This window comes from Catellatospora sp. NPDC049609, assembly GCF_040675365.1.
GTDB lineage: Bacteria > Actinomycetota > Actinomycetes > Mycobacteriales > Micromonosporaceae > Catellatospora.
The window spans coordinates 1-20,714 of the sequence record NZ_JBFAOU010000147.1 but is presented as its reverse complement, the minus strand read 5'-3'; the positions used below and the strand labels follow the sequence as shown (position 1 = coordinate 20,714).

At 72.6% G+C, this 20,714-nt stretch carries 20 protein-coding genes; 18 read left to right on the top strand and 2 right to left on the bottom strand.

The window, feature by feature from the left end:
* Window positions 1-193 precede the first annotated feature (193 nt).
* The 6 genes from AB0J67_RS30195 (at window position 194) to AB0J67_RS30170 (ending at window position 6,261) form a co-directional block, all read left to right on the top strand.
* Window positions 194-904 carry a PIG-L deacetylase family protein gene (locus tag AB0J67_RS30195; RefSeq protein WP_363487165.1) on the top strand — a complete coding sequence of 237 codons (711 nt, stop codon included), beginning with the start codon at window positions 194-196 and terminating at the stop codon, window positions 902-904.
* Window positions 901-2,238, top strand: coding sequence for a glycosyltransferase (locus AB0J67_RS30190; protein ID WP_363487163.1), 1,338 nt, complete (start codon window positions 901-903; stop codon window positions 2,236-2,238). Before AB0J67_RS30195 ends, AB0J67_RS30190 begins: the two co-directional genes overlap by 4 nt.
* Entirely contained in the window at window positions 2,238-3,515 is a 1,278-nt protein-coding gene (locus AB0J67_RS30185; protein ID WP_363487161.1) for a glycosyltransferase, read from the top strand. Before AB0J67_RS30190 ends, AB0J67_RS30185 begins: the two co-directional genes overlap by 1 nt.
* 85 nt (window positions 3,516-3,600) lie before the next feature.
* Window positions 3,601-4,692: a zinc-binding dehydrogenase gene (locus AB0J67_RS30180; RefSeq protein WP_363487159.1), complete on the top strand. Its 1,092-nt coding sequence runs from the start codon at window positions 3,601-3,603 to the stop codon at window positions 4,690-4,692.
* Window positions 4,679-5,806 carry a DegT/DnrJ/EryC1/StrS family aminotransferase gene (locus AB0J67_RS30175; RefSeq protein ID WP_363487157.1) on the top strand — a complete coding sequence of 376 codons (1,128 nt, stop codon included), beginning with the start codon at window positions 4,679-4,681 and terminating at the stop codon, window positions 5,804-5,806. Before AB0J67_RS30180 ends, AB0J67_RS30175 begins: the two co-directional genes overlap by 14 nt.
* A complete protein-coding gene (locus AB0J67_RS30170; RefSeq protein WP_363487155.1) occupies window positions 5,803-6,261 on the top strand; it encodes an NUDIX domain-containing protein in 459 nt (152 codons plus the stop codon). The genes AB0J67_RS30175 and AB0J67_RS30170 overlap by 4 nt, the downstream gene beginning before the upstream one ends.
* Before the next feature lie 162 nt (window positions 6,262-6,423).
* On the opposite strand, the gene AB0J67_RS30165 is transcribed toward AB0J67_RS30170, so the two are convergent.
* Window positions 6,424-7,470 carry a phosphotransferase gene (locus AB0J67_RS30165; RefSeq protein ID WP_363487153.1) on the bottom strand — a complete coding sequence of 349 codons (1,047 nt, stop codon included), beginning with the start codon at window positions 7,468-7,470 and terminating at the stop codon, window positions 6,424-6,426.
* Window positions 7,471-7,518: 48 nt separating this feature from the next.
* Between AB0J67_RS30165 and AB0J67_RS30160 the strand changes: the two genes are divergently transcribed.
* From AB0J67_RS30160 to AB0J67_RS30105, 12 genes are all read left to right on the top strand, one after another.
* A complete protein-coding gene (locus AB0J67_RS30160) occupies window positions 7,519-8,208 on the top strand; it encodes a hypothetical protein (protein WP_363487151.1) in 690 nt (229 codons plus the stop codon).
* Window positions 8,201-9,745 (top strand): HAD-IA family hydrolase, encoded by a 1,545-nt coding sequence (locus AB0J67_RS30155; protein WP_363487149.1) that lies wholly within the window; start codon window positions 8,201-8,203, stop codon window positions 9,743-9,745. Before AB0J67_RS30160 ends, AB0J67_RS30155 begins: the two co-directional genes overlap by 8 nt.
* 33 nt (window positions 9,746-9,778) lie before the next feature.
* Entirely contained in the window at window positions 9,779-10,417 is a 639-nt protein-coding gene (locus tag AB0J67_RS30150) for a histidine phosphatase family protein (RefSeq protein ID WP_363487147.1), read from the top strand.
* 270 nt (window positions 10,418-10,687) lie between these two features.
* On the top strand, window positions 10,688-11,731 hold the full coding sequence (locus AB0J67_RS30145) for an RNA ligase family protein (protein WP_363487145.1): 1,044 nt from the start codon (window positions 10,688-10,690) through the stop codon (window positions 11,729-11,731).
* Window positions 11,679-12,038: a tyrosine-type recombinase/integrase gene (locus AB0J67_RS30140; protein ID WP_363487143.1), complete on the top strand. Its 360-nt coding sequence runs from the start codon at window positions 11,679-11,681 to the stop codon at window positions 12,036-12,038. The genes AB0J67_RS30145 and AB0J67_RS30140 overlap by 53 nt, the downstream gene beginning before the upstream one ends.
* Entirely contained in the window at window positions 12,035-12,361 is a 327-nt protein-coding gene (locus tag AB0J67_RS30135) for a helix-turn-helix transcriptional regulator (protein ID WP_363487141.1), read from the top strand. The genes AB0J67_RS30140 and AB0J67_RS30135 overlap by 4 nt, the downstream gene beginning before the upstream one ends.
* 1,743 nt (window positions 12,362-14,104) lie before the next feature.
* Window positions 14,105-14,650: a hypothetical protein gene (locus tag AB0J67_RS30130; protein WP_363487139.1), complete on the top strand. Its 546-nt coding sequence runs from the start codon at window positions 14,105-14,107 to the stop codon at window positions 14,648-14,650.
* A gap of 121 nt (window positions 14,651-14,771) precedes the next feature.
* Window positions 14,772-15,089, top strand: coding sequence for a hypothetical protein (locus AB0J67_RS30125; protein WP_363487137.1), 318 nt, complete (start codon window positions 14,772-14,774; stop codon window positions 15,087-15,089).
* A 310-nt stretch (window positions 15,090-15,399) separates the two neighbouring features.
* Window positions 15,400-15,954 (top strand): hypothetical protein, encoded by a 555-nt coding sequence (locus tag AB0J67_RS30120; RefSeq protein ID WP_363487135.1) that lies wholly within the window; start codon window positions 15,400-15,402, stop codon window positions 15,952-15,954.
* Between the two features lie 314 nt (window positions 15,955-16,268).
* Window positions 16,269-17,153, top strand: a complete 885-nt coding sequence (locus AB0J67_RS30115) for a lytic transglycosylase domain-containing protein (protein WP_363487133.1) — start codon at window positions 16,269-16,271, stop codon at window positions 17,151-17,153.
* A 635-nt stretch (window positions 17,154-17,788) separates the two neighbouring features.
* Complete coding sequence (locus AB0J67_RS30110; protein WP_363487131.1) at window positions 17,789-18,586, top strand: hypothetical protein; 798 nt, start codon at window positions 17,789-17,791, stop codon at window positions 18,584-18,586.
* A gap of 209 nt (window positions 18,587-18,795) precedes the next feature.
* Entirely contained in the window at window positions 18,796-19,434 is a 639-nt protein-coding gene (locus tag AB0J67_RS30105) for a hypothetical protein (protein ID WP_363487129.1), read from the top strand.
* Window positions 19,435-19,611: 177 nt separating this feature from the next.
* Here AB0J67_RS30105 and AB0J67_RS30100 read toward each other — a convergent pair whose 3' ends face one another.
* Window positions 19,612-20,316, bottom strand: a complete 705-nt coding sequence (locus tag AB0J67_RS30100) for a GGDEF domain-containing protein (RefSeq protein ID WP_363487127.1) — start codon at window positions 20,314-20,316, stop codon at window positions 19,612-19,614.
* Between the last annotated feature and the right edge of the window lie 398 nt (window positions 20,317-20,714).

Genomic DNA, 20,714 nt, shown 5'->3' with positions numbered 1-20,714 from the left:
CCGGCAGATACGGCTCGATCAACGCCCACTCGGCATCCGTCACATCGAAACGCGCCACCACCGAGTTCTACCAGCCGTCACCAGCCCACCAACAAGCCCACCGAGATCCGAACCCCGAACAGCTCCTAGTCCCGTCCGACCACCGGCGTACCGACGCGGTTGCAGGTAACCCTCCAACCGATCGGGGAAGATCATGACCGGTAAGGACAAGACGAGGATCCTTGTCATCGCGCCACACCCGGATGACGAGGTGCTCGGCTGCGGCGGCTCGATCGCCAACCACGTCGACGCCGGGCGAGAGGTGGCGATCGCCTACCTCACGTCCGGCGAGCAGGGCGCCACCGCCACCGACCGCCAGGCGGCCGGCACCATCCGCGAGCGGGAGGCCACCCAGGCGGCGGCCGCCCTCGGTGTTCCGGAGACGGCGCTGCGGTTCCTGCGGCTGGGCGACGGGCTGCTGGATCCGCACGACACCGACCAGTTCACCGCCGTCATGGCGTTGCTGCGAGAGCAGCGTCCACAGCTGCTCTACTTGCCGCACCCCGACGACGCCAGCTTCGACCACCAGGCCGCGTTCGCCCTGTGCTGGCGGGCAGCCGGGATGGCGGGCAGCCGCAACTACCCGCAGTGCGGGGCGGCGCACTGGGTGCCGACGATCCTGGGCTACGAGGTCTGGTCGCCGATCGGGGCCCCGCAGTACCTGGAGGACATCACGTCCGCCGCCGACCGCCGCCTGGCCGCGCTGCACTGCTACGCCAGCCAGTCGGCGGCCGCGAAAGGCGAAGGCCAGGCCAGCCACGTGGGAGCGCCCGGGATGCACCTGCCCGGATTCCGGGGGGCGTCGACCACGGGCGGATTCCGGGAAGCGTTCTCGGTGCTGCGGCTTGGCTCGGTGATCGCGTGAAGCCCCGGCAGGTCCTGACCGGGCTGGCCTGGGCCGCCACCGCGGCGGTAGCGGTGCGCGGCCTGTCGGGTGCCCGCCACACCATGCGGTCGCTGGACTTCGTCAGCCAGCCGCAGCCAGCGCCCGTCGCCGACGTCAAGCCGTACTTCCTGCTCATCGTGCCGATGCTGCGCGAGCAGAAGCTCATCACCGACACGGTGGCGTACTTCGCCGGCCTGGCCCGCGCCTGGGGCCCGGCGTCGGTGGTGATCGTGACCACGGAGGCGGAGCTCGTCGCCAGCGGCGCGGGCCCGTCGACGCCCGACCTCGCGGCGCAGCTGGCCGGCCAGGACCACGGCGGCGCGCACGTGACGCACCACCACCTGGCCGATCCGCACGGCGATATGGCCGATCAGATCAACTACGCGGCGCAGGTCGAGCTCGCACGGCTGGCCGCTGACGGCGTGCCGCTGACCAGCGTCTTCGTGGCCGTCTACAACGCCGACTCCCGTCCGGATCCGGCGACGCTGCCCACGGTGGCGGCGGCCGCCGCCCAGGGCGATGTCCGCATCGCGCAGCAGTCGGCGCTGTTCACCACGGGCTTGGGCCAGCACGGCCTGGTCGCCGACGGCATCGCGCTGATGCAGTCGCGCTGGACGCTGGCCCGGGAGATCCCCCGCCTGCGGCGGCAGGCGTCCCAGGCCCGCCGCACGCGCGGCCGGGCGCGTGTGCCGCGCTTCGCGCACTGCGTCGGCCACGGCCTTTTCCTGCGGGCCGACGTGCTGCAGGCGATGTCCGGCCTGCCGACGGCCACGATGAACGAGGACCACGCGCTGGGCTACCTGGCCAGCGCCGCCGGGATTCCGATCGAGCCGCTGCCGCTGCTGGAGTACGCCGACAGCCCGCCGACCGCCTGGCTGTCGATCCAGCAGACCCGGCAGTGGTTCTGGGCCTATCCCGACTATCTGACCGCGCACCGGCTGGCCGCTGCCGCCCAGCTCGGCACCCCGTTCACGCGGACCGCGATCACCACGCAAGGGCTCGGCAGGGGCGTCCTGTGGCTCGGGCAGTCCCCCGCCGTCCTCGCCACCGTGGCGCTGCCGGTGCTGGCCCGCCGCAAGGACGCCTCGGCGCTGGCGGCCGCTGCCGCCCTCGGCCTGTACCTGCTGCCGTTCGCCGCGATTGGGCGGCACCTGCGCGCTCAAGGCCAGCAGGTCCCCGGGCCCGCTGCGGCGGCCGTCGGCGGGCTGGCCGCAGCCCTGATCTCCAGCATCGGCCCGTGGTGGTGCCTGGGCCGCGTCGTCCGCAAGGCGCTGCTCGGCACGAGCTACCAACACGAGAAGACGGAGGACTGATGGACCGGCTCGCCGACGCGGTGGCTGACCTGCACGCTGACGCCCAGTTCACCGCCGCGCTGGACATCCCCGAGACGCGCCAGCAGGTGTCAGCGCTGCTGGCCACCTACAACCGCTGCCCGGCCGACCCGGACACCGCCCTGCGCGACAACCCGCTGACCTGGGCGCTGGACAGCCTCCTCGCGCAGGCCGGGCAGGCGCTGGCCGAGATCGTGGTCGTCGACGACGGGTCGACCGACCACACCGCCGCGGTGCTCGAGCACTACCGATCCTTGCCAGGACCGGTGCCGGTGCGGGTGCTGCGCCTGGCGCACCGGGGAGCGTGGGCGGCACGCAACGCCGCCGTCGCGGCCGCCGAGGCGCCGTGGCTGCTGTTCGGCGACGACGACTGCGTGTTCCAGCCGCACTTCGCTGCCGGGGCGGCCTACGCCCTGCAGGGGCTGTGGCATCGCGACCCGCACGCGGCTGCGGTGATGACCCCGGTGTACTACCGGGCGCTCGCGCCACGCGAGATCATGCCGATCGCCCGGATCGGCCGGCTCGATCCGCCTCTGGCCGAGTTCAGCACCCGGTTCAACACGTGGCCGGTGGACTACCTGCCGCAGGCGCCGCTGCTGGACTCCGCCTCCGGGCTCGTCGACCCGTTCCCGGTCCAGATCATCGGCGGGACCGCCCTGGTCACCGCCGACGCGCTGCACCGGGCGGGCGGGTTCACCGACCTGTCGATGTGGCCGACGTCGTACTCCGACCACCTGCACCTGTCGGCCGATCTGGCCGACGCCGGCGCGGGCCTCTGTCACTGCCCCGACCCACGGATCGGGTCGGCGCACCTCAAGTACGGGGCGGTGTCCCGCTACCCGCTGCACGACGACGACCTGCGCACGATCCTGTCTGGCGTCGGCCGGGCTCTGGGCGAGCTCGTCGACCTGTCGGCCCGGCCCCGGGTGGACACCGGCTGCCGGGTCGCCGACGGCGACTTCCACGCCGACATGATCGGCTCCTGGCTGGCGTTCTTCGCCGGTCGCAGCCTCGACGGCGGCGCGGCGTGGGGCCGCCGCATGTGGACCGACTTCGTGCAAGGCGGCCAGGTCTACAGCCAGGCGATCGCCGTCGTCCCGCCCCTGGACGAGCGGGTGACGGCGTGGCGCGAGGGCCTGGCACGCGGAGCCCGTGCGCTGGTGGCCCCGACAGCTCGGCCCGCCCGTACCGCCGCCGAGGTCGACGGCGTCCTGTGGCGCGTCACCGACCATGCCGGCCAGCCGCCCATCACCTGGTGACCGCCGCCCTGACGGCCTCCCCTACCTGCACCACCACATCCATGAGCTGGCACCGGTGCCAGCTCCTATCCCCCTTGGAGATGGGATGACACAACCCACCACGGTCGACGTCGCCGAGACGTCGGCTCCGAGCGGTCCCACCTGCACCAGGCTGTGGATCACCGAGCCCGGCTGCGTCGAGCTGATCGAGGACCAGCTTCCCGCGCTGGGCGAGCACGACGTGTACGCGCAGACGGTGATCTCGGGCATCAGCCACGGCACCGAGATCGCCTGGCTGCGCGGCACCGCGGCGTCGCTGCACCGCACGTGGACGCCGCAGCGGTACTACGTCGACGGCCCCGGCCGCGCCTACCCGGTCGTGCCCGGCTACGAGTCGATCGCCCGGGTGGCCCAGGTCGGCGCCGCGGTCACGGCGGTCCGGGCCGGGGACCTACTGGCGCTGGACGCCCCGCACGCCACCGGCCACGTCATCACCGATTCGGCTGCCGCCGATCGGCTGCTGCCCGCCGGGACCGATCCGGAACGGGCGGTGTTCCACATCCTCGGCCGGGTCGCGCTCGGCGGTGTCCACGACGCCACGCTGCAGCTCGGCGACGCCGTCGTGGTGATGGGCCTGGGCACCGTCGGGCTGCTGGCCGCCCAGTTCGCCCAGCGCGCCGGCGCGACCGTCTTCGGCGTCGACCGGCACGCGCTGCGGGTCCAGGAAGCTCAGGCGCTGGGCGTGCACGCGATCCTCGCCGGCAACGGCGTCGACGTCGCCGCGGCGGTGCACGAGATGACCGGCGGAGCGGGCGCCGACGCCGGCATCGAGGCTTCCGGGTCGGTCACCGGTTTGAACGAGACGATCCGCAGCCTGCGGGTCGGCGGCCGGGTCGCCACCATCGCGTCGTACCACGGTGACCAGGCCGGCCTGCGGCTGAGCGAGGAGTACCACCGCAACCGCATCACGCTGATCTCGTCGATGACGATCAACGGCTGCGACCAGCGGACGCACCCGCTGTGGACCCTCGATCGGCTCAACCAGACCGCCCGGCAGCTCATCGCCACCGGCGCGGTCCGCACCGACGGGCTGATCACGCACCGGATCCCGTTCTCGCGCGCCGCCGAGGCGTACGCGCTGATCACCGACCGCCCCGACCAGACCATCAAGGTGGTGCTGACCTATGACCACAACTGAGACCCGCTACGACACCGCGAACCCGGTCGACGACCGGTACGCTCCCCCGCTGACCGGTGAGATCGAAGCCTTGCGGGCCGTCCTCGAGGACGGCCGCCTGTCCGGCGGCGCGGTCAACCTCCCGGTGTACGAGACCGCCCTGGCCGACTACTTCGGGGTCCGCCGCGCGCTGGCGGTCAGCTCCGGCACCACGGCGATCGACGCGGCGCTCGTCGCGATGGGCGTCGGTCCCGGCGCTGAGGTTCTGGTGCCCGCCACCGCGGTGGGCCCGACCGCCATGCCGATCCTGACCCGGGGCGCCACCCCCGTCATCGTCGACACCCAGCCCGGCTCGCTGGCCCTGGATCCGGCCGACGTCGAACGGAAGATCAGCCGACGGACGAAGGCGGCGCTCGTCCTGCCGCTCTGGGGGTATCCGAACGACGAGCGTGCGGCCGCGGCGGTGCTGCAGCAGGCCGGCGTCCCGATCGTGGAGGATGCCTGCCAGGCTCACGGCACCCGGATCGGCGGCCGCCACGCCGGGACGATCGGCCGCGTCGGCGCCCTGTCGACGCACGACCGGAAGCTGGTGGCCACCGGCGAGGGCGGCTTCCTGCTCACCGACGACGAGGAGCTGGCCGACCGGATCGACCACTACACCCATCTGGGCCACCTCAAGAGCGCGGTCCACGGCACGAACTTCAAGCTGGGCGGCCTGGCGGCCGCCGTCGGGCTCGTCCGGCTGGGACAGCTGCCACGGCAGCTCGCCCGCCGGGCCGCCAACGCCCGGCGCATCCTGGACGCGCTGCCGCTGGATGGGCTGCTCCGCGAGCTCGTCTACGGCGAGGACGACACCCCCAACTACTACAGCCTGGTCCTCATCGCCCACGCCCGGCAGGCCGAGATCGGCGCCGCGCTGGCGTCGGCGGGCCTGCCGCCGGACTCGATCCGATGGGGATACCGGCCGCTGTACCACCGGCCGCTGTTTAGCGCGTACGCCACGGCGTGCCCGAACGCGGAGGCGTTCGCCGCGTCGACGTTCCAGCTGCCCGTTCACCCGGGCCTGGACGACGCGACTCTAGAGTGGATGGCAGGGCAGGTCGCCGCCATCGCCCGAGGAGGGAACCGGTCGTGACGATCCGCCACTTCACCGCCAGCGCGCTCGTGTTCGACGCCGAGGGGCGGGTGCTGCTGGTGTTCCACCGCAAGGCCGGGGTGTGGCTCTACCCGGGCGGGCACCTGGACGACAACGAGGACCCGCTCGCCGGCGCGATCCGCGAGACGCGGGAAGAGACCGGTGTCGAAGCCGAGCCGGTCGACGTGCCGCTGTTCACCCATCCGGCCGTGGTCAGCTACCCGCGCCCGTTCGTGGTGCTGGAGATGGACGTGCGGGACTCGAAGGTCGGCGAGCACCGGCACATCGACCCGGTGTACGTGCTCCGGGCGGTGACCACGGCGATCAGCCCGCAGCTGGAGGAGGTCGACGCCGCCCGCTGGGTGCCGGTCGCCGATGTCGCCAGCCTGCCGACCCCGCCGGAGCTGCCCGCGCTGGTGGCCGCCGCCGCGATGTGGGTCAAGGCGCAGGCGTAGTTCGCCTGCAAGGAAGGGCGGTCCCGCTGCAGGGGCCGCCTGATGGCGTACGTGGCGCCGCGCGCTTCGTAGCCGTCACGCCCGGCCGCGCCGCACCGTGACGTGCTGAGGCCCCCGACCCGATCTGCGGGTGCGGGGGCCTCAGCCTTGCCGTGGTGGGTGTCAGCGTGCGCCGAGCGCGCCGGCGACGTCAGCCCGGTGGTCGGTCCACCAGGACAGCAGCGCGGCCGCCGAGACGAACAGGTGGTCGCACGAGGAGCTGCCCTGGTCGTAGTGGCGCTTGAGCTGCCACAGGTCGCAGACCCGGTCCCACCAGAGGCGGTGCTCGGCGTCGGCGAGCTCGGTCGGCGTGAGCGGGCGCCGGGCGGTGTAGCCGCTGACGAACGCCGAAACCCGGTCGAGGTCGAGCCCGCGCTCGTCGCCGTGGGCGAACATCAGCGTCGCCGAGCGGACCACCTCTGCGGCCAGCGGCCGCTGCGACAGCCGGTCCCAGTCGACGACAGCGGCGACCTGGCCGCCGTCGCCCCAGAGCAGGTTCAGGTCGTGGAAGTCGCCGTGGACCCAGCCGATCGGGCTCACCAGCGCCGTCTCGTCCGGGCGCAGGTGCGCGACCTGCTCCAGCAGATCACGTCGCTGCTGCAGCCGGTCGCGGACCAGGGCGTCAAACGGCTCCAGGACCGGCAGGTCGCCGATGATCGCCAGGTAGCGGTCGATGGCCGCCTTCGCCTTGGCCGGCTCGGCCACCTGAGCGGGCGCGGGCTCGGCACCGGGCAGGAGCCCGGCGAGCGCGCCGTGCAGCTCGGCCAGCAGGTCGCCGACGCGGCGGCACTGCTCCAGGCTCCACTGCAGGCACGGCTGGTGGGCGCCGGCGACCCACGGCAGGACGGCGAACGCGCCCGCCGGGATCTCCCACACCGTGTCGCCCTCGCCGCCGGTCACCGGCGCGGGTACCGGCAGTCCTGCTGCGGCCAGCGCGGCGGTGACCTCGTGCTGGCGGCGGGCCTTGTCGGCCGAGACGTCCAGCACCTGTTTGACCGCGTACCGGCCGGTGTCCGTGGTGACCTGCCAGTTGCGGTTCATCACGCCTTCGGTGATCTCCCGCACTTCGATGATCTCGCCGAGCTGGAAATGGGCCGCGACGCCATGCAGCGTCTGCGCGTCGCCGGCCGGGATTGCGGTGTCTGGGGTCTGGCCCACCGTCGTCAGCACACCTACCACTCCTAGTCCTGTCGTCACGTCAATGCAGGGAGGCACGCCGTGGCCGGTTCATCCCAATCCCTCGACCCGCTCGTGGTCGCGGTCGAAGGACTCAGCTACGCGGGAAAAACCACTCTGGTCCACGCGCTGGCCCAGCCGGTCGGCGGGGTGGCCGTCGCGGAGTACGCCGAGATGGGTCCGCTTCCGCCGTTCCCGCCCCGCGACCACCATGCCGTGATCGCCGCCCTGGCGCATTTTCTACGCGCCGAGTGCGACAGGACCGCTGCTGGACGCCGTGCCGGTCACCCGGTCGTGTTGCTCGACCGCAGCCCGCTCACGCTGATCACCTACGAGTTCGGGGTGGCCACCCTCGGCGTGCCCGCCGCGCCGTCGTACGCCGCCGAGCTCTACAGCCAAGCCGCCGAGCTCGGCGAGGTCTTCACCCCCGACGCCTACATCTACCTGCGCGTCTCTGACGAGGTGACCGCCCGCCGGGCAGCGGTGCGGGGCCCGATCGCCGCGCACCTGAGCGCGCCGAGCGTCCGGGCGGGCATCGAGCGGGCCGCCGCGGCGTACCTGGCAGCGCTGCCCGTTGGCCGCCGCCTGGAGCTCGACGGCAGCCGCCCGCTGGCCGAGCTGCTCGGCGAGGCCGAGGCGTTCGTCGCGGCGCTGTCGAGCCAGACGGCGCCGGTGGCCTCCTGGAGGGTGCTGGCCGACATCCACGATGCCGGGCAGGCGCACCGTGGGTGACACCCCGAACACGTTCGCGGACGCGATCGCGCGGATCTGCCCCCGGTTCCGGCCGACCGGGCCGGTGCGGCACAGCGACACGTCCGCGCTGTGGCCCGGCCGTGTAGGCGGTGTCCCGGTCATGGCCAAGCGGCCCACGGACCTGCGGCCGTTCTGGCTGGACCGCTGCCGCCACGAGATCACGGTCTACCAGGCCATGCAGGCAGACCCTCCGGCGGTGCGCACCCCAGAGCTGGTCGCTGCCGACCCCGACGAGCCGCTGGTGATCGTCACCATGCTCGACGGGCGACCGCTGCATCCGCTGCGCTACCAGTCCGGGACGGTGTCCGCCCGCGACATCGACACGCTGCTGGATCTGCTGTCCGCGCTGCACGCCTGGCGGCCGGATGGGGTGCCCCGCGACGACGACTATCCGGCGCAGCTGCGCAGGCTCGATAACCCGGTGCTGCGCGAGCGGCATCTGCGGATGCTCGCCGAGCTGCTGGAGCGGGCCGCGCCACCGCTGCAGGTCGAGCACGGCGACGCGCACCTGGCCAACGCTCTGACCGGCCGTGGCGGTCCGGCGCTCATCGATTTCGAGTTCACGGCCTGGCGGCCGGCCGGATACGACCTGGCCAAGGTTTGGCTGTTCATCGGCCCGGCCGCCGACCGCCGGCGGGTCCTGGCCCGGCTCGGCGACGACCTCGGCCTGCACGCCGGGTTCTGGATCTCGGCCGTGATCGCGCTGTCGCGGGAGATCATCTCCCAGCGGCGACCCCCGACCCCACCGGCGGCGTCTCCCGGCTGCGGCGCCTGCACGCCGATCTCGCCGACGCGCTCAGACACGCCACCGACCTGGCCCGGCTGCTGGCCTGATGTGAAGGAGATCCCGGTGACTCAGCCCCTGTGCCCCGACGGCATCGTGTTCGACCTCGACGACCTGCTCATCGCCACCTCCGGCTCGTGGGGCCGCGCGTACGCGGCGCTGTTCTCCGCGCACGGGGTCCACCTCAGCGACGCCGATCGACGCAGACTCAAGACCACGCCCTTTCGGCAGCTCGGCGACGCCCTGGCCGCGCTGCTGGGCACCACAGCCCCAACCAAGGTTCTGATCGAGCAGCTGACGCTGGCGCTCGCCGACAACGGCGGCCAGCCGGTGCGGACGATGCCCGGCGCGGCGGAGCTCGTCCCGGCGTTGGCCGTCTCCTACCCTCTGGCCGTGGCCACCAACTCCCCGACAGCCGTGGCCGTCCACCACCTGACCAACCTCGGGCTGATCCGGTTTTTCACGGCGATCGCCGGATTCGACCAGGTCGACCGGCCCAAGCCGGCCCCCGACCTGTACGCCTTGGCCGCCCGGGACCTGCGCGTGCGTCCGGCGCGGGCGATCGCGTTGGACGACTCGCAGATCGGCCTGGACTCCGCCAGCGCCGCGCGGTTCGGCTACGTCATCGGGATCAGCCACGAGGGCCAGCGGCTGCGCGCCGACGCCGTGTTCGGCAGTCTCGCCGACCCGCTGCTGTGGCGACTGCTCGGCGTCGCCCCCGCGCACCATTAGACCAGCAGAAGCGGCATGGAGGAGAAGAACCGAATGCGGCACCTGGTAGTGATCCGCCACGCGCTCGCGCACTGCAACGTCGCCAAGACCGTCGGCGGGCCGGTCGGCTGCAGCGGCCTGCATCCGGACGGCGCCAGGCAGGCCAGCCGCGCCGCAGCCCGGCTGTCGACGATGTTCGCCGAGCCGCCGGCGGCCATCCGGGCGAGCCCTCGCCGCCGCGCGGTGGAGACGGCCACGCCGATCGCGGAGCGCTTCGGCCTGCCGCTGGCCATCGTCGACGAGCTGCGCGAGCCGGACTGCGGGCCGCACGCCGATGGGCGCCCGTGGGCCGAGATCCTGCACGAGGCGCGCGACGTGGACCGCGACGACCCCGCCGTACCGCTCATCGCCGGCGGGGAACTGTGGGCCACGCACGTCAAGCGCGTCACCGCGGCGCTGCAGGCGCTGCTCGACGAGCGCCGCGACGGCACGGTGCTCGTCGTCGGCCATGCAGAGACCATCACCGCGGCGTTCCACCTGTTTCTGAACATCGGGCCGGACGAGCGGCCCAGCATGAAGATCGAAGCCGGGAATGCGAGCGCCACCATCTGGAGCGCGGCCAGCGGCAGCGCCTCCCCGCCTTCGCGGGCGTGGTCCCTGGCCGCACACAATCTCGCTCTCAGCGACGCCTGAGCGCTGTCCGACCTCTGCGGTCGACTTCTCGTGCTCGCCGCGAGGCCACGGCGGCCCGGCGAGCGGGCGCGGGTCACGTCACCCACCCGGTCCCCCGTCCGGGCCCGGCGTGACCCGCGCTCTCTTGTCCGGCCAGGCTCGGCCGAACGTGTGATTCTGCCGGACTCGATCCGCCCAGCCCGACCCTGGTGGCGCACACAGCCGCAAACCTCCCGCTGACCTGCGGATATGTTCGTCCTTGCCGCCCTGAACAGGTGAAAGGTCAGAGGTATGTCGCCATTGGTGCCGATGCGGGCCGAGCCGGTCGACCAGCTCGGCGCGGTGCCGCACACGGCGGTGGCCTACGAACCGAAGCTCGACGGTTACCGCGGGCTGATCATCACCGACCGGCGCGGGGTCCGGCTGCAATCGCGCCACGGCAAGCAGCTCGGCCGCTACTTCCCCGACCTCATCAAGGTCGCCCGCGCTGCGCTTCCAGAGGGCGTCGTCATCGACGGCGAACTGGTGATCTGGGACGCGGCGGCCAACGCCACCTCGTTCAGTCTGCTGGGGCGACGCATCACCGCTGGACGTGGCCTCGCCGATGAAGCGCGGCGCCGTCCGGCCCACTTCGTCGCGTTCGACCTGCTGCAGGTCAGCGGCCAAAACATCATGGGCCTGCCTCTGCGCCGACGACGTCAGCGGCTGGAACGGCTGCTGGCCAACACACCGCTGGAGCTGACGCTGTGCCCGCAGTCCCGCGACCCCGCCGACGCCCAGACATGGCTCAGCGACTGGTCAGCCGCCGGAATCGAAGGCGTCGTGATCAAGCCACTCGACAAGCCATATCTGCCGGGCCAGGGCGGCTGGCACAAACTGCGGGCCCGCACGACATCCGAGGCCGTGCTGGCCGGCGTCACCGGCCCGGCTGGCGAGCCCCGCACATTGCTGCTGGGTCGCCGCGACGGCGAAGGTCGGCTGCGCTACATCGGGCGCACAGCACCGCTGGCCGGGCCGCTGCGCCGCGAGCTCGCGCCGCTGCTGCAGACCGCCGCGGGCCACCCGTGGCCGGTTCCGCTGCCCGCCGCCTGGCAGGGCCAGCTCGGCAGACCTGAGCCGCTGGCGTACCGGCCGGTCGACGCCCTGGTCGTGGAGTTCGGCGCCGACGCAGGTCGCCTCGTTCGGGCAGTTCGGCGCAGTGCTGGTGCGTTGGGGGAAGTCGTCGCGGGGCAGCCCTCCGAAGCGGCGCACGGTGTTGCTCGTGCCGGAGATGGACTGGGTCGTGCCGGTGCTGCAGCAGTGGTTGGACGAGGTCCGCCCGTTGTTCCGGCCTGATGGCCACGGCGCGCTGTGGTTGAACGAGCGCCGTCAGCGGGTGTCCTGGCGCAGTCTCAACGATGCGTTCGTCGCCGCCCGGGATGGTGCGGGCCTGGACCGCGCCCTGGATTTGCACTGTTTGCGGCATTCCCACGTCACCCACTTGATCGAGTTCGGGTATCCCGAGCGGTTTGTGCAGGAGCAGGCGGGGCACGCCCATGCCTCTACCACCGCGTTGTACACCGGGGTGTCCGACGAGTACCGCAACCGGCTGCTGGTGCAGTCGCTGAAGGCACGGGGGCCGGGGCTTTGGGAGGTGTCGTGAACAGCCGACCCGCGATCGCGTGGCATCTGCGTCTGAGGATGGCCGAGAAGGGCATGTTCGCCACCACGGAGCTGGTGCCGCTGCTGGCCGAGCGCGGCGTCGAGCTGTCGCGGGAGCAGGTGTTCCGGCTGGTGACGCAGCCGCCGCAGCGGCTGAGCATGGATACCCTCGCGGCGCTGTGCGACATCCTCGGCTGCACCCCCAACGACCTGATCGAGGTGCAGCGTGTGCCGGCGGCGCACCGCCAGACAGCGGGCGAGGCGCATCTTCCGGCTCCGCCGCCGGTGCGGCGTAGCACGATCAGACGACCGGCCGAGCAGTGAACAGCAGGGAGCTTGCGGTTCGGGCTGTGCGCGAGCGAGTACTGGAGCGGCTGGCCGCCTGCTTGCCCGGCCTGCCCTATGAGGAGGCGGTGCGGCTGGTGGCTGCGGCCAACGCCGACAAGCGGCGCGGGCTGCGGGAGCTTGATGCGTACCTGCAGCGGCGGCCCGACATCCTCACGTCGGCGTCGGCTGACACGCCCCCGGCGGCGTTCCGGCTGCTGGTGCTGCTGGAGACGGCGGGACACGAGGTGAAGGTGCCGCTGTGCGCGCAGTGTGGCCATCGGCGCGCCGAGCTGCCGGGCCGCAGTGATCGGGGGCGCATCTGCCAGAGCTGCGCTGCCAAAGCGCGCGCCCGGGTCTGCGCCGGGTGCGGCCACGTCCGCCCGGTGGCGGGGGTCGAGCCGGAAGGGCCGATTTGTTTCCCCTGCCGTGACCGTGACCCGCGACGGCACGAGCCGTGCGCGACGTGCGGGCGGCTGAGGAAGGTCAACCATCGGCGGGCGGACGGGCCCGCGCTGTGCAGCAGCTGCCACGCCAGGCCACTGCACACCTGTGTCGGCTGCGGCAACGTCGCCGCAGCGGCGCGGCGCGGCCCGGGCGGGCCGCTGTGCCAGGGCTGCTACGACCGCGGCGGCAGGCCGACGCGCCGGTGCGGCCGCTGCGGGCTGACACGTCCGGTCGCTGTACGCGGCCGCGACGGCGGCGGCGATCTGTGCCGTCGCTGCAACCATCAGCCTGTGGTGGAATGCGCGGGATGTGGGCGGCTGCGGCCCTGCGCGTACGCCGGGACGCCACGGCCGCTGTGCGTGTCGTGCAGACCGACCAGGCACGCGCCGTGCGCCAGGTGCGCACGTGTCGGGCCGATCGCAGCCCGGTGGCCGATCGGGGGCGTGTGCCGGCACTGCTACAGCCACGCCCGGGCCAACCCGTCGCCGTGCCCCGGCTGCGGCCACGTCAGGGTGCTGACCGCGGCCGGCGCCAACGGCGGCGCGGTCTGCGGGCCGTGCGCCGGCAGCGCGATCGACTACACATGCCGCACATGCGACCAAGCGGAGGAGCGCTACCGCGACGGCGAATGCGTCCGATGCGTGGCCCGGGCACGGCTCGACGAACATTTCCGCGGCCCCCAGGGCACGGTCCCGGCCGACCTCGCGCCGCTGGTACAGGCGCTGGCTCATGCCCATCGGCCCCGTTCGGTGCTGGCGTGGCTCGACCGGCCAGACGGCAGCGCCGCCCTACTGCGCGACCTTGTCCGCACCGGGTCGCCGATCGGCCACGACGCGCTCGACGCCCACGCCGGGCAGCACGCTGCCGCGGTCCTGCGCGAGATGCTCGTCCACACCGGCGTGCTGCCGTCGCGCAACGAACCGCTCGAGCGCTTGACGCCCTGGCTGGCCCGGACGCTGGCCGCCGCACCGGCCCAGCACCGGCAGATCCTGCGCGCCTACGGCAACTGGTCGGTGCTGCGCCGCGCCCGACGACGTGCCGACCGGACGCGGTTCACCGCTGCCAGCGCCCGCAACGCCCGGGCCAAGGTGTCAACCGCCCTGGCGTTCCTGCAGTGGCTGGACACCGCCGAAATCGGCCTCGCGACCGCTCACCAGGCCCATGTCGACGCATGGCTCAGCGAAGGCGGCACGGACCGGCGTCTGCTCGGCGACTTCCTCAGCTGGGCCCACCGGCGCGGCCTGGCCGCGAACCTGTCTGCCGTCCGGCGCAGAAACCTGCGGACCGGACCTGTCCATGAGCGAGGATGGCAGGTGGTCACTGCTCCACCGTGCTGTCACCGATACCGGTATCCCGATCGATGTGCGCGCTGCGGCGTCGCTGCTGCTGGTCTACGGGTTGCCGATCACGTTCATCGCCGAGCTGACCATCGACGACATCACCACCCACGGTGGCAAGGTCTGTCTGCGAGTGGGAGAACACCGCACGCAGCTGCCTCCCGCGGTCGCGTCCCTGATCGAGCAGACCATCGCAGCGGCCCGGGCGCCGTCCGTGATCGGCCGCGCCGTGCCCGGCACCCGGTGGCTGTTTCCCGGCCGTCTGCCCGGCTGGCCGATCGCGGCAGCCAGCCTCGGCCAACGACTGCGCCGACACGGCATCATGGTGAGACACTCGCGCACGGCACGGCTCAGCCTCGCCGAAGACCTGCCCGCGCCCGTGCTGAGCAAGCTGCTCGGCATCAGCGTCACCGCCGCGACCAGATGGACCCACAACGCCCGCCGCGACTGGCTGTCCTTCGTCAGCGCTCGAGCAGCCACCACGAGCAGCTCTCCCACCTTGTGATCATGCACGGGGGCAGCTGCCAGCGACGCCCGGATCACCGTCTCGCTGTCCCGGTCCTGGGAGCGGTTGCGAGCCTTGACCGTCACATTCCGTGAGGTTGGCATTGCCGCATGTAGATGTGATGATCTTCGGCATGGTTGAGGGGATGGCGCAACGCGCTTGGGAGACGTACGTGGATGTGGCGTGGGGGCTGCTGCCGGCGGTCCGCTGTGGCGGGTCCACGGTGGTGCAGCTGCCCTACGAGTGGGCGCTGGTCGCCGGACGGTTGACGGCACAGGAATTCGGAGACGCGACGGTGGGGCTGCGTGCCGTCCTGGATCAGGCCGAAGCCGGACTGCGTGCAGGCAACCCGGTCGGCATGGCCCACGCGGTCCAGGCGCTGATCGACTTGGCTGATCAGCTGTGCGCGTTGGCAGGGGTAAACCGCCCGCTGCACTGACGACCCGCCGCGGCCGGCCCAAGTGGTCAGGCCGCGGCGTGCACCGCCTCGCCCTGACTGCCGATCTTCAGCCGCCAGGGCGGGGCGTGCCGCCCAGCCGCCGTCCGCAATGGCTAGCGCGTGTGCGCGCCGTCTCATCCCACATGATGGGCCGTGGTGGCAGTCACGCTCGTTGATAGCCTCCCCGATCATGGGAAGGCACCGTATCGATGCGCAGGCCACGGGTGGTTGTGCGGCAGCGCCAGCCGCGTCGCCTCGCCGCCGCAAGGCGGCGCTGGTGTGGACGTGTGGCGGGCTGGTATGCGCCGCGGTGGCCGGCGCGATCGGACTCACGATCGCCGATCCCACCCCACCAGGCCCGACCGGGCTGGACGCGGCGCCTGCGACGTACGCGGCGGTCGACGGCTTCGGCCAACGTGCCCCCGACCCCACGCCGGGCCCGGGGCCGACGGACCTGACCCCACTGCCGGGAGCGACGGCGTCACCTGCGCCGCGGGTCGCGGCCAGCTCATCGGTATCGGCAGGGCCACCGCCGACGCCGAGCTCGCCGAGCCTGACCGCAGCGCTCGATGTGGACACGTTCGACTCCGGCATCAACGTGGCGATCACCGTCGTCAACCGCGGGCCGAGCCCCGCCGACTGGCGAGTGCACCTCACGCTATCGCCGAAGGCCGCCGTCGACCCGGAAGCGATCTCCAACGGTGTGCTGGTCAGCCGTGCCGGCGACGACATCGTGTTGGGGCCCGGCTCCGCGCTGCTGCAGCCCGGCAAGACGGTCAAGATCCGGTTCACCGCTACGTGGGACCGTGGCCGCCACCGCATTGAGCAGTGCAGCATCGCGGGTGTCGCGTGCACGTCCAGCTGAGTCGCACGGGCGAGCAGTGACGCGTAATCGATCACGAGGACGAACAGCGCTGGCTGCGCGGCGGCGTTGGACTGTCAGGCCTTCGCCACGCCATGCCGCCGCCGCCGCGGACCACGTCACCGCCGGCTGCGACGGCGAGTGTGATCTGACCGCCGTGGCAGTGTCGTCCCGCCGTCGGTGCGGGTAGCGTTGCCCGATTTTCCGCCCGACGGGTTCCCGTCGGGCGCGTGCTGGTTCGAGCGCCGGGGTTGGGCGTCTGGGGAGGGCAGGGAATCATGCGTTTGACGCGCACGCGTGCGGCTACAGATGCGCTCGTGCTCACCGCGGCTGTGCTGGTTGCCGCTGTGCTGGTCTGGGGCAGCAGCCGCAGCACGGCCACCGAGGCCGGACCGGCCGGCGGTGCGGTGTTCGAGCCTGGCCTGGTGACGACCCTCGACTCGGCCTCCCCGTCGTCTGCGCCGTCACCGAGCACGAGCACGTCGCCGTCCGTGCCCCCGTCACCCTCGCCGAAGCTGCGAGTCCCGAAGCCCAAGCCGAGCCCGCGGCAGGCCGACCTGCCAGGCCCTCCGCCACCGGCCCCGAAGCCCTCGCCGGTCCCGTCGGGTACGAAATGCCCCTTCTACGAGGGCGCCAACGCGCCGAAAACAGAGGTACAGCAGGCACTGGAGGCGGCCGCGGCGCGCCGGTTCTGGACGGTTTCGCAGGTCACCCTGCCCGACCGGCTGATCAAGGCGGTGGCGATGCAGGAGAGCGGCTGGCAGTCGGCGATCATCGCCTGTGACGGCGGGATCGGCACCATGCAGGTCATGCCCGCCACCGCCGCGTGGCTCAACGACGACTCCCCGTTCGCCATGGACGAGGATGTACACACCCTGCAAGGCAACACGATGATCGGCTCGGCGTACCTGCAGTGGCTGATCCGCTACTTCGGCATGAAGTACGGCATCGGCTGCCCCCCTCCCGAACCGGGTCAGAACTCGCCTGCGCCGTGTCAGCCCGACTACACGCTGCGCGAGGCCGACTGCGCCCACGACCCGGCCGTGCCCGACAGCAAGGAGTGGTGCCTACTCAACGCCGTCATCTCCGCCTACAACTACGGCCAGGGCGCCGTCGACGCCGAGATCACCGACGGCGATGACGTCTACTACCCCAACCCGCAGTACGTCGGCAACGTCCGCGCGCTCATGAACAACTACTGAACCCGCACCGGCACACCCGCGGCCGGTCGAGGTCGGAGCACCGCCCGCACCAGGGCGGCCTGCTGCGCGGCCAGGGTGACGGCGTCGATGGATCTGATCGCCGCTGCGGTGTCCGGGGCAGGTCGGGCAAGCTGTCCCGACAACTGCACTGCCGCCTCCGCCCGCTGCTCGCCCGCAGCAGCCGTCGGCCGGCCGCTGTATCGGCAGCAGCTTCGACGACATGCTGAATCAAGACGCGATCAGACACCGCCGCGCTCACGGCGCTCCGCCCCCGCCTCGACTTCACACCCCGTCGCTGTTCGCCCGAGCCTGGCGGCTACGGCCGTGCCCGGTCATCATGGCGGCAGCGCAGGTACGGCATGACGCGCACCGGGCACAGCACGGTGTCGGGCACTGTCTGCGCAGGCGGACCGCCGGCTGACCAGGCGTCGACGCCTGCACGCGGACCGCAACCCGACGGTCCATCTGCGGTGTGCCGGTCTGCTGCTTTCCGCCCATACTCGAACGTGCAAGACAGCGAGCAGGAACGTCGTCCCGGACCGGTGGTGCGGCCGGGACATCCCGGCGTCGATCCGGACGAGGGCACCGGCCGTGGCGGTGGGCGCCATGCGGCGGCTCCTTCGCGGCGGGCTGGCGTGGCGGGGCTGGTCGTGCGCGGTGGTGTGCTCGCCGCGCTGGTCGTCGCCGCCCTCGCCGTCGGCGGTGCGCTCATGCCCAGGATGTTTCCCGCCGTGCCGGCGGCGGTGCCGTCGCCGTCGGTGTCTGCGGCGGCCAGCAGTACCAGCCCGTCGCCCGGCCCGGCGCCGTCGGGTGGCATCCGTCCGGCGGACAGTTTTGCCGGTTGGGCGCGGCAGGTGGCCCCGGCCGTGAGGGTGCCGGTTGGAGCGTTGCAGGCCTACGCGTATGCCGAGTGGGTCACGTCGCAGACCCGCCCCACCTGCCGGCTGTCGTGGACCACCCTGGCCGCGCTCGGCAAGCTGGCCACCGACCACGGCACCGCCACCGGTGCCACCCTCGACCCGGCCAGCAGCGTAACGCCGCCGATCGTCGGGCCCCCTCTCGACGGCCGCAAGGGCCGCATTCGTGTCGCCGACACCGACGCCGGGTTCTACGACGGCGACGTCACCTGGGACCACGCCGTCGGGCCGATGCAGCTGCTGCCGGCGACCTGGGCCGTCTACGGCGTCGACGCCGACGGCGACCAGCTCGCCGACCCGCACGACCTCGACGACGCCGCCCTGAGCACCGCCTACCGGCTGTGCGCCCCGGGCAAGGACCTCACCGTGGCCGACAACTGGAAGACGGTGATCGCCGCGCACGACGGCGTCGGGGCGAATCTGCAGAAGGTGTACGACACCGCGCAGGCCTACGGCCGACAGTCCACACCACGGCCGTCGACACCGACCGGCAGCCGGCCATCGAGCACAAGCTGAACCGTCTGCCTCCAGGTCGCGCCAAGAGTGGGCCGGGCCGGCATCGCCTCCAGTGCCGCCGCGCTGGCAGGCGTTCGTGTTCGTTCTGGCGGACCGGCCCGCCGGTGCGGGTGTCGCACGGGTGCCCGAGACTGGCGCAGTTATTGGCGCGGGCCTGCTGCCTGCGCCGGTCAGGCTCGTTACCGAACCAGAAGAGGAACAGAGGGACTATGACCGGCACTGTCACCCGGACCGGGGACTTCCACCGCCGCGCCGCCGGCACGGTCGCAGGCGACCTGGACGCTGTGGCGCGGGCCGCCGATGGCGAGGACTGGGCTGCCGCGGCGGTGCTGGCCGACAGGTTGCGTACGGCCGGTGAGCAGCTGTACACGGCGGTGGTGGCGGACATGGTCGCTGCCGGAGTGGACTGGTGGCGGCTTGCCGACCTGCTGTCGATGCACCCGCAGGCGGTCTACGAACGCTTCGGGCAAGGACTGGTGTGTCCGGCTGAGCAGCGCCCGGAGCTGGCGGTGCTGGTCACCGCCGGGTTGGTGGCCGAGCACGATTGGGACGACGAGTTCGGCATCGACCTGGAGGATCTCGGCGCCGAGCACAGCCTGACCGCCGATCCCACAGTGGTCGCGCTGCGACAGGCCTCCCGGCTGCTCGACGACGACGTCTGGATCGCGGTCCGGCTTCCCGCCGAGCACGGCAGCGCGGCCCGGGCCGAGGACGGGAAGGTCGTCAGGCAGTGGGCCACTGTCGTGGTCGACAAGCAGGAGCTGACCTGGCTGGCCGAGGCCCTGCAGCTTAACGCGGCCGAGGACCGCCCCGAGGACCTGGCCGAGGATCTGGACCCGCTGCACTGATAGCGGCGCCCGACTCTCCACGCGCCGCTGCCTGGTGCCGCTAGCCGGAAGGCCGTAGCCGGCGGGGGCTGTGCCGAACGATGTGGTGCGGCACAGCCCCCGGCGGGTGCCCCGGAACGGTCGGTGCGTGAGGGGGCGGCACCGGGCGGAGCGTCCGGGACGCTAGTGGCGGGCCGCTCAGGCCGTGGCCGTGGCGTACGGCTGCGAGCGGCGGGGCCGGGTCTGGCGCCGTTCGACCGCCGGCGGCAGTGGCGGGGTGAGGTCCGGGGTCCAGGCCACGGCCCGGCCGCGGCTCTGCTTGGCCTGGTAGAGGGCGGTGTCGGCGCGGCGCATCAGCTCGTCGGCGCTCACGCCGGCGGCCTGCTCGGCCAGGCTGGCGCTGCACCCGATCCGCAGTTCGAGCCCGCGGACCTGCTGCGGCCGCGCGACGGCCGCGACAGCCTGCTGGAGCCCTGGCAGGGCCCGGTCGACCGCGGTCGGCAGGATGATGGCGAACTCGTCGCCGCCCAGACGGGCGACCGTCGCGCCGGGCAGGGCCGCGGCCAGGCGCCGTGCGGTGGTGGTCAGGACCTGGTCGCCGGCGTCGTGGCCGAGTGTGTCATTCACGCTCTTGAAGCGGTCCAGGTCGGCCATGGCCAGGCACCAGCCGCCGGTGTGCGCGAGTCCGGCCAGGTGGGCGGTGAGGGCGGCGCGGTTGGGCAGGCCGGTCAGCGGGTCGGTGGCCGCGGCGTGCCGGGCGGCGTCAAGCTGCCGGGAGTGGGTCTGACTTTCGCGGTGCTGGCGCAGCGCGCTGCCGGCCCAGCCGAGCGAGCACACGAGGGCCAGCCCGGCGCTGAGCACACCCGGCAGGGTGAGGGCGTTGGTGCTGGTCTTGGTGCTCATCGTCCCGGTCCTTACGGTGCGGTCTGCGGACTTCTACGACTCCACCATCGCCCCGCCGCAGCGGCGGCACATCGGGGCCGACCCCTAACTTCAACCCCCGCCGAAGTGACTAAGGGTGACCGCGGGATCGCGCTCGGGTTTGCCGCGACTGCCTGAGAACTGGTGCAAAAGTGGTAGATGAGGAATCGCGATCTCTTGCGCCGGACCGGAGAACTACGTACGGTAAGCGTCTTGTCACCTCGGCGGCCGCCTTTCGCATCAGGCCGCAGGCTGCCGTCGGCCTCTTGGGGGTCGGTCGGCGCGCAGCTCACGGGGTGAGGGGCGCACCCGCTGTGAAGGCACCGGCGGTGCGCCCGATGGCCGCCGGCGGCGGCGTCCTTCGGGGGTGGGACGCCGCC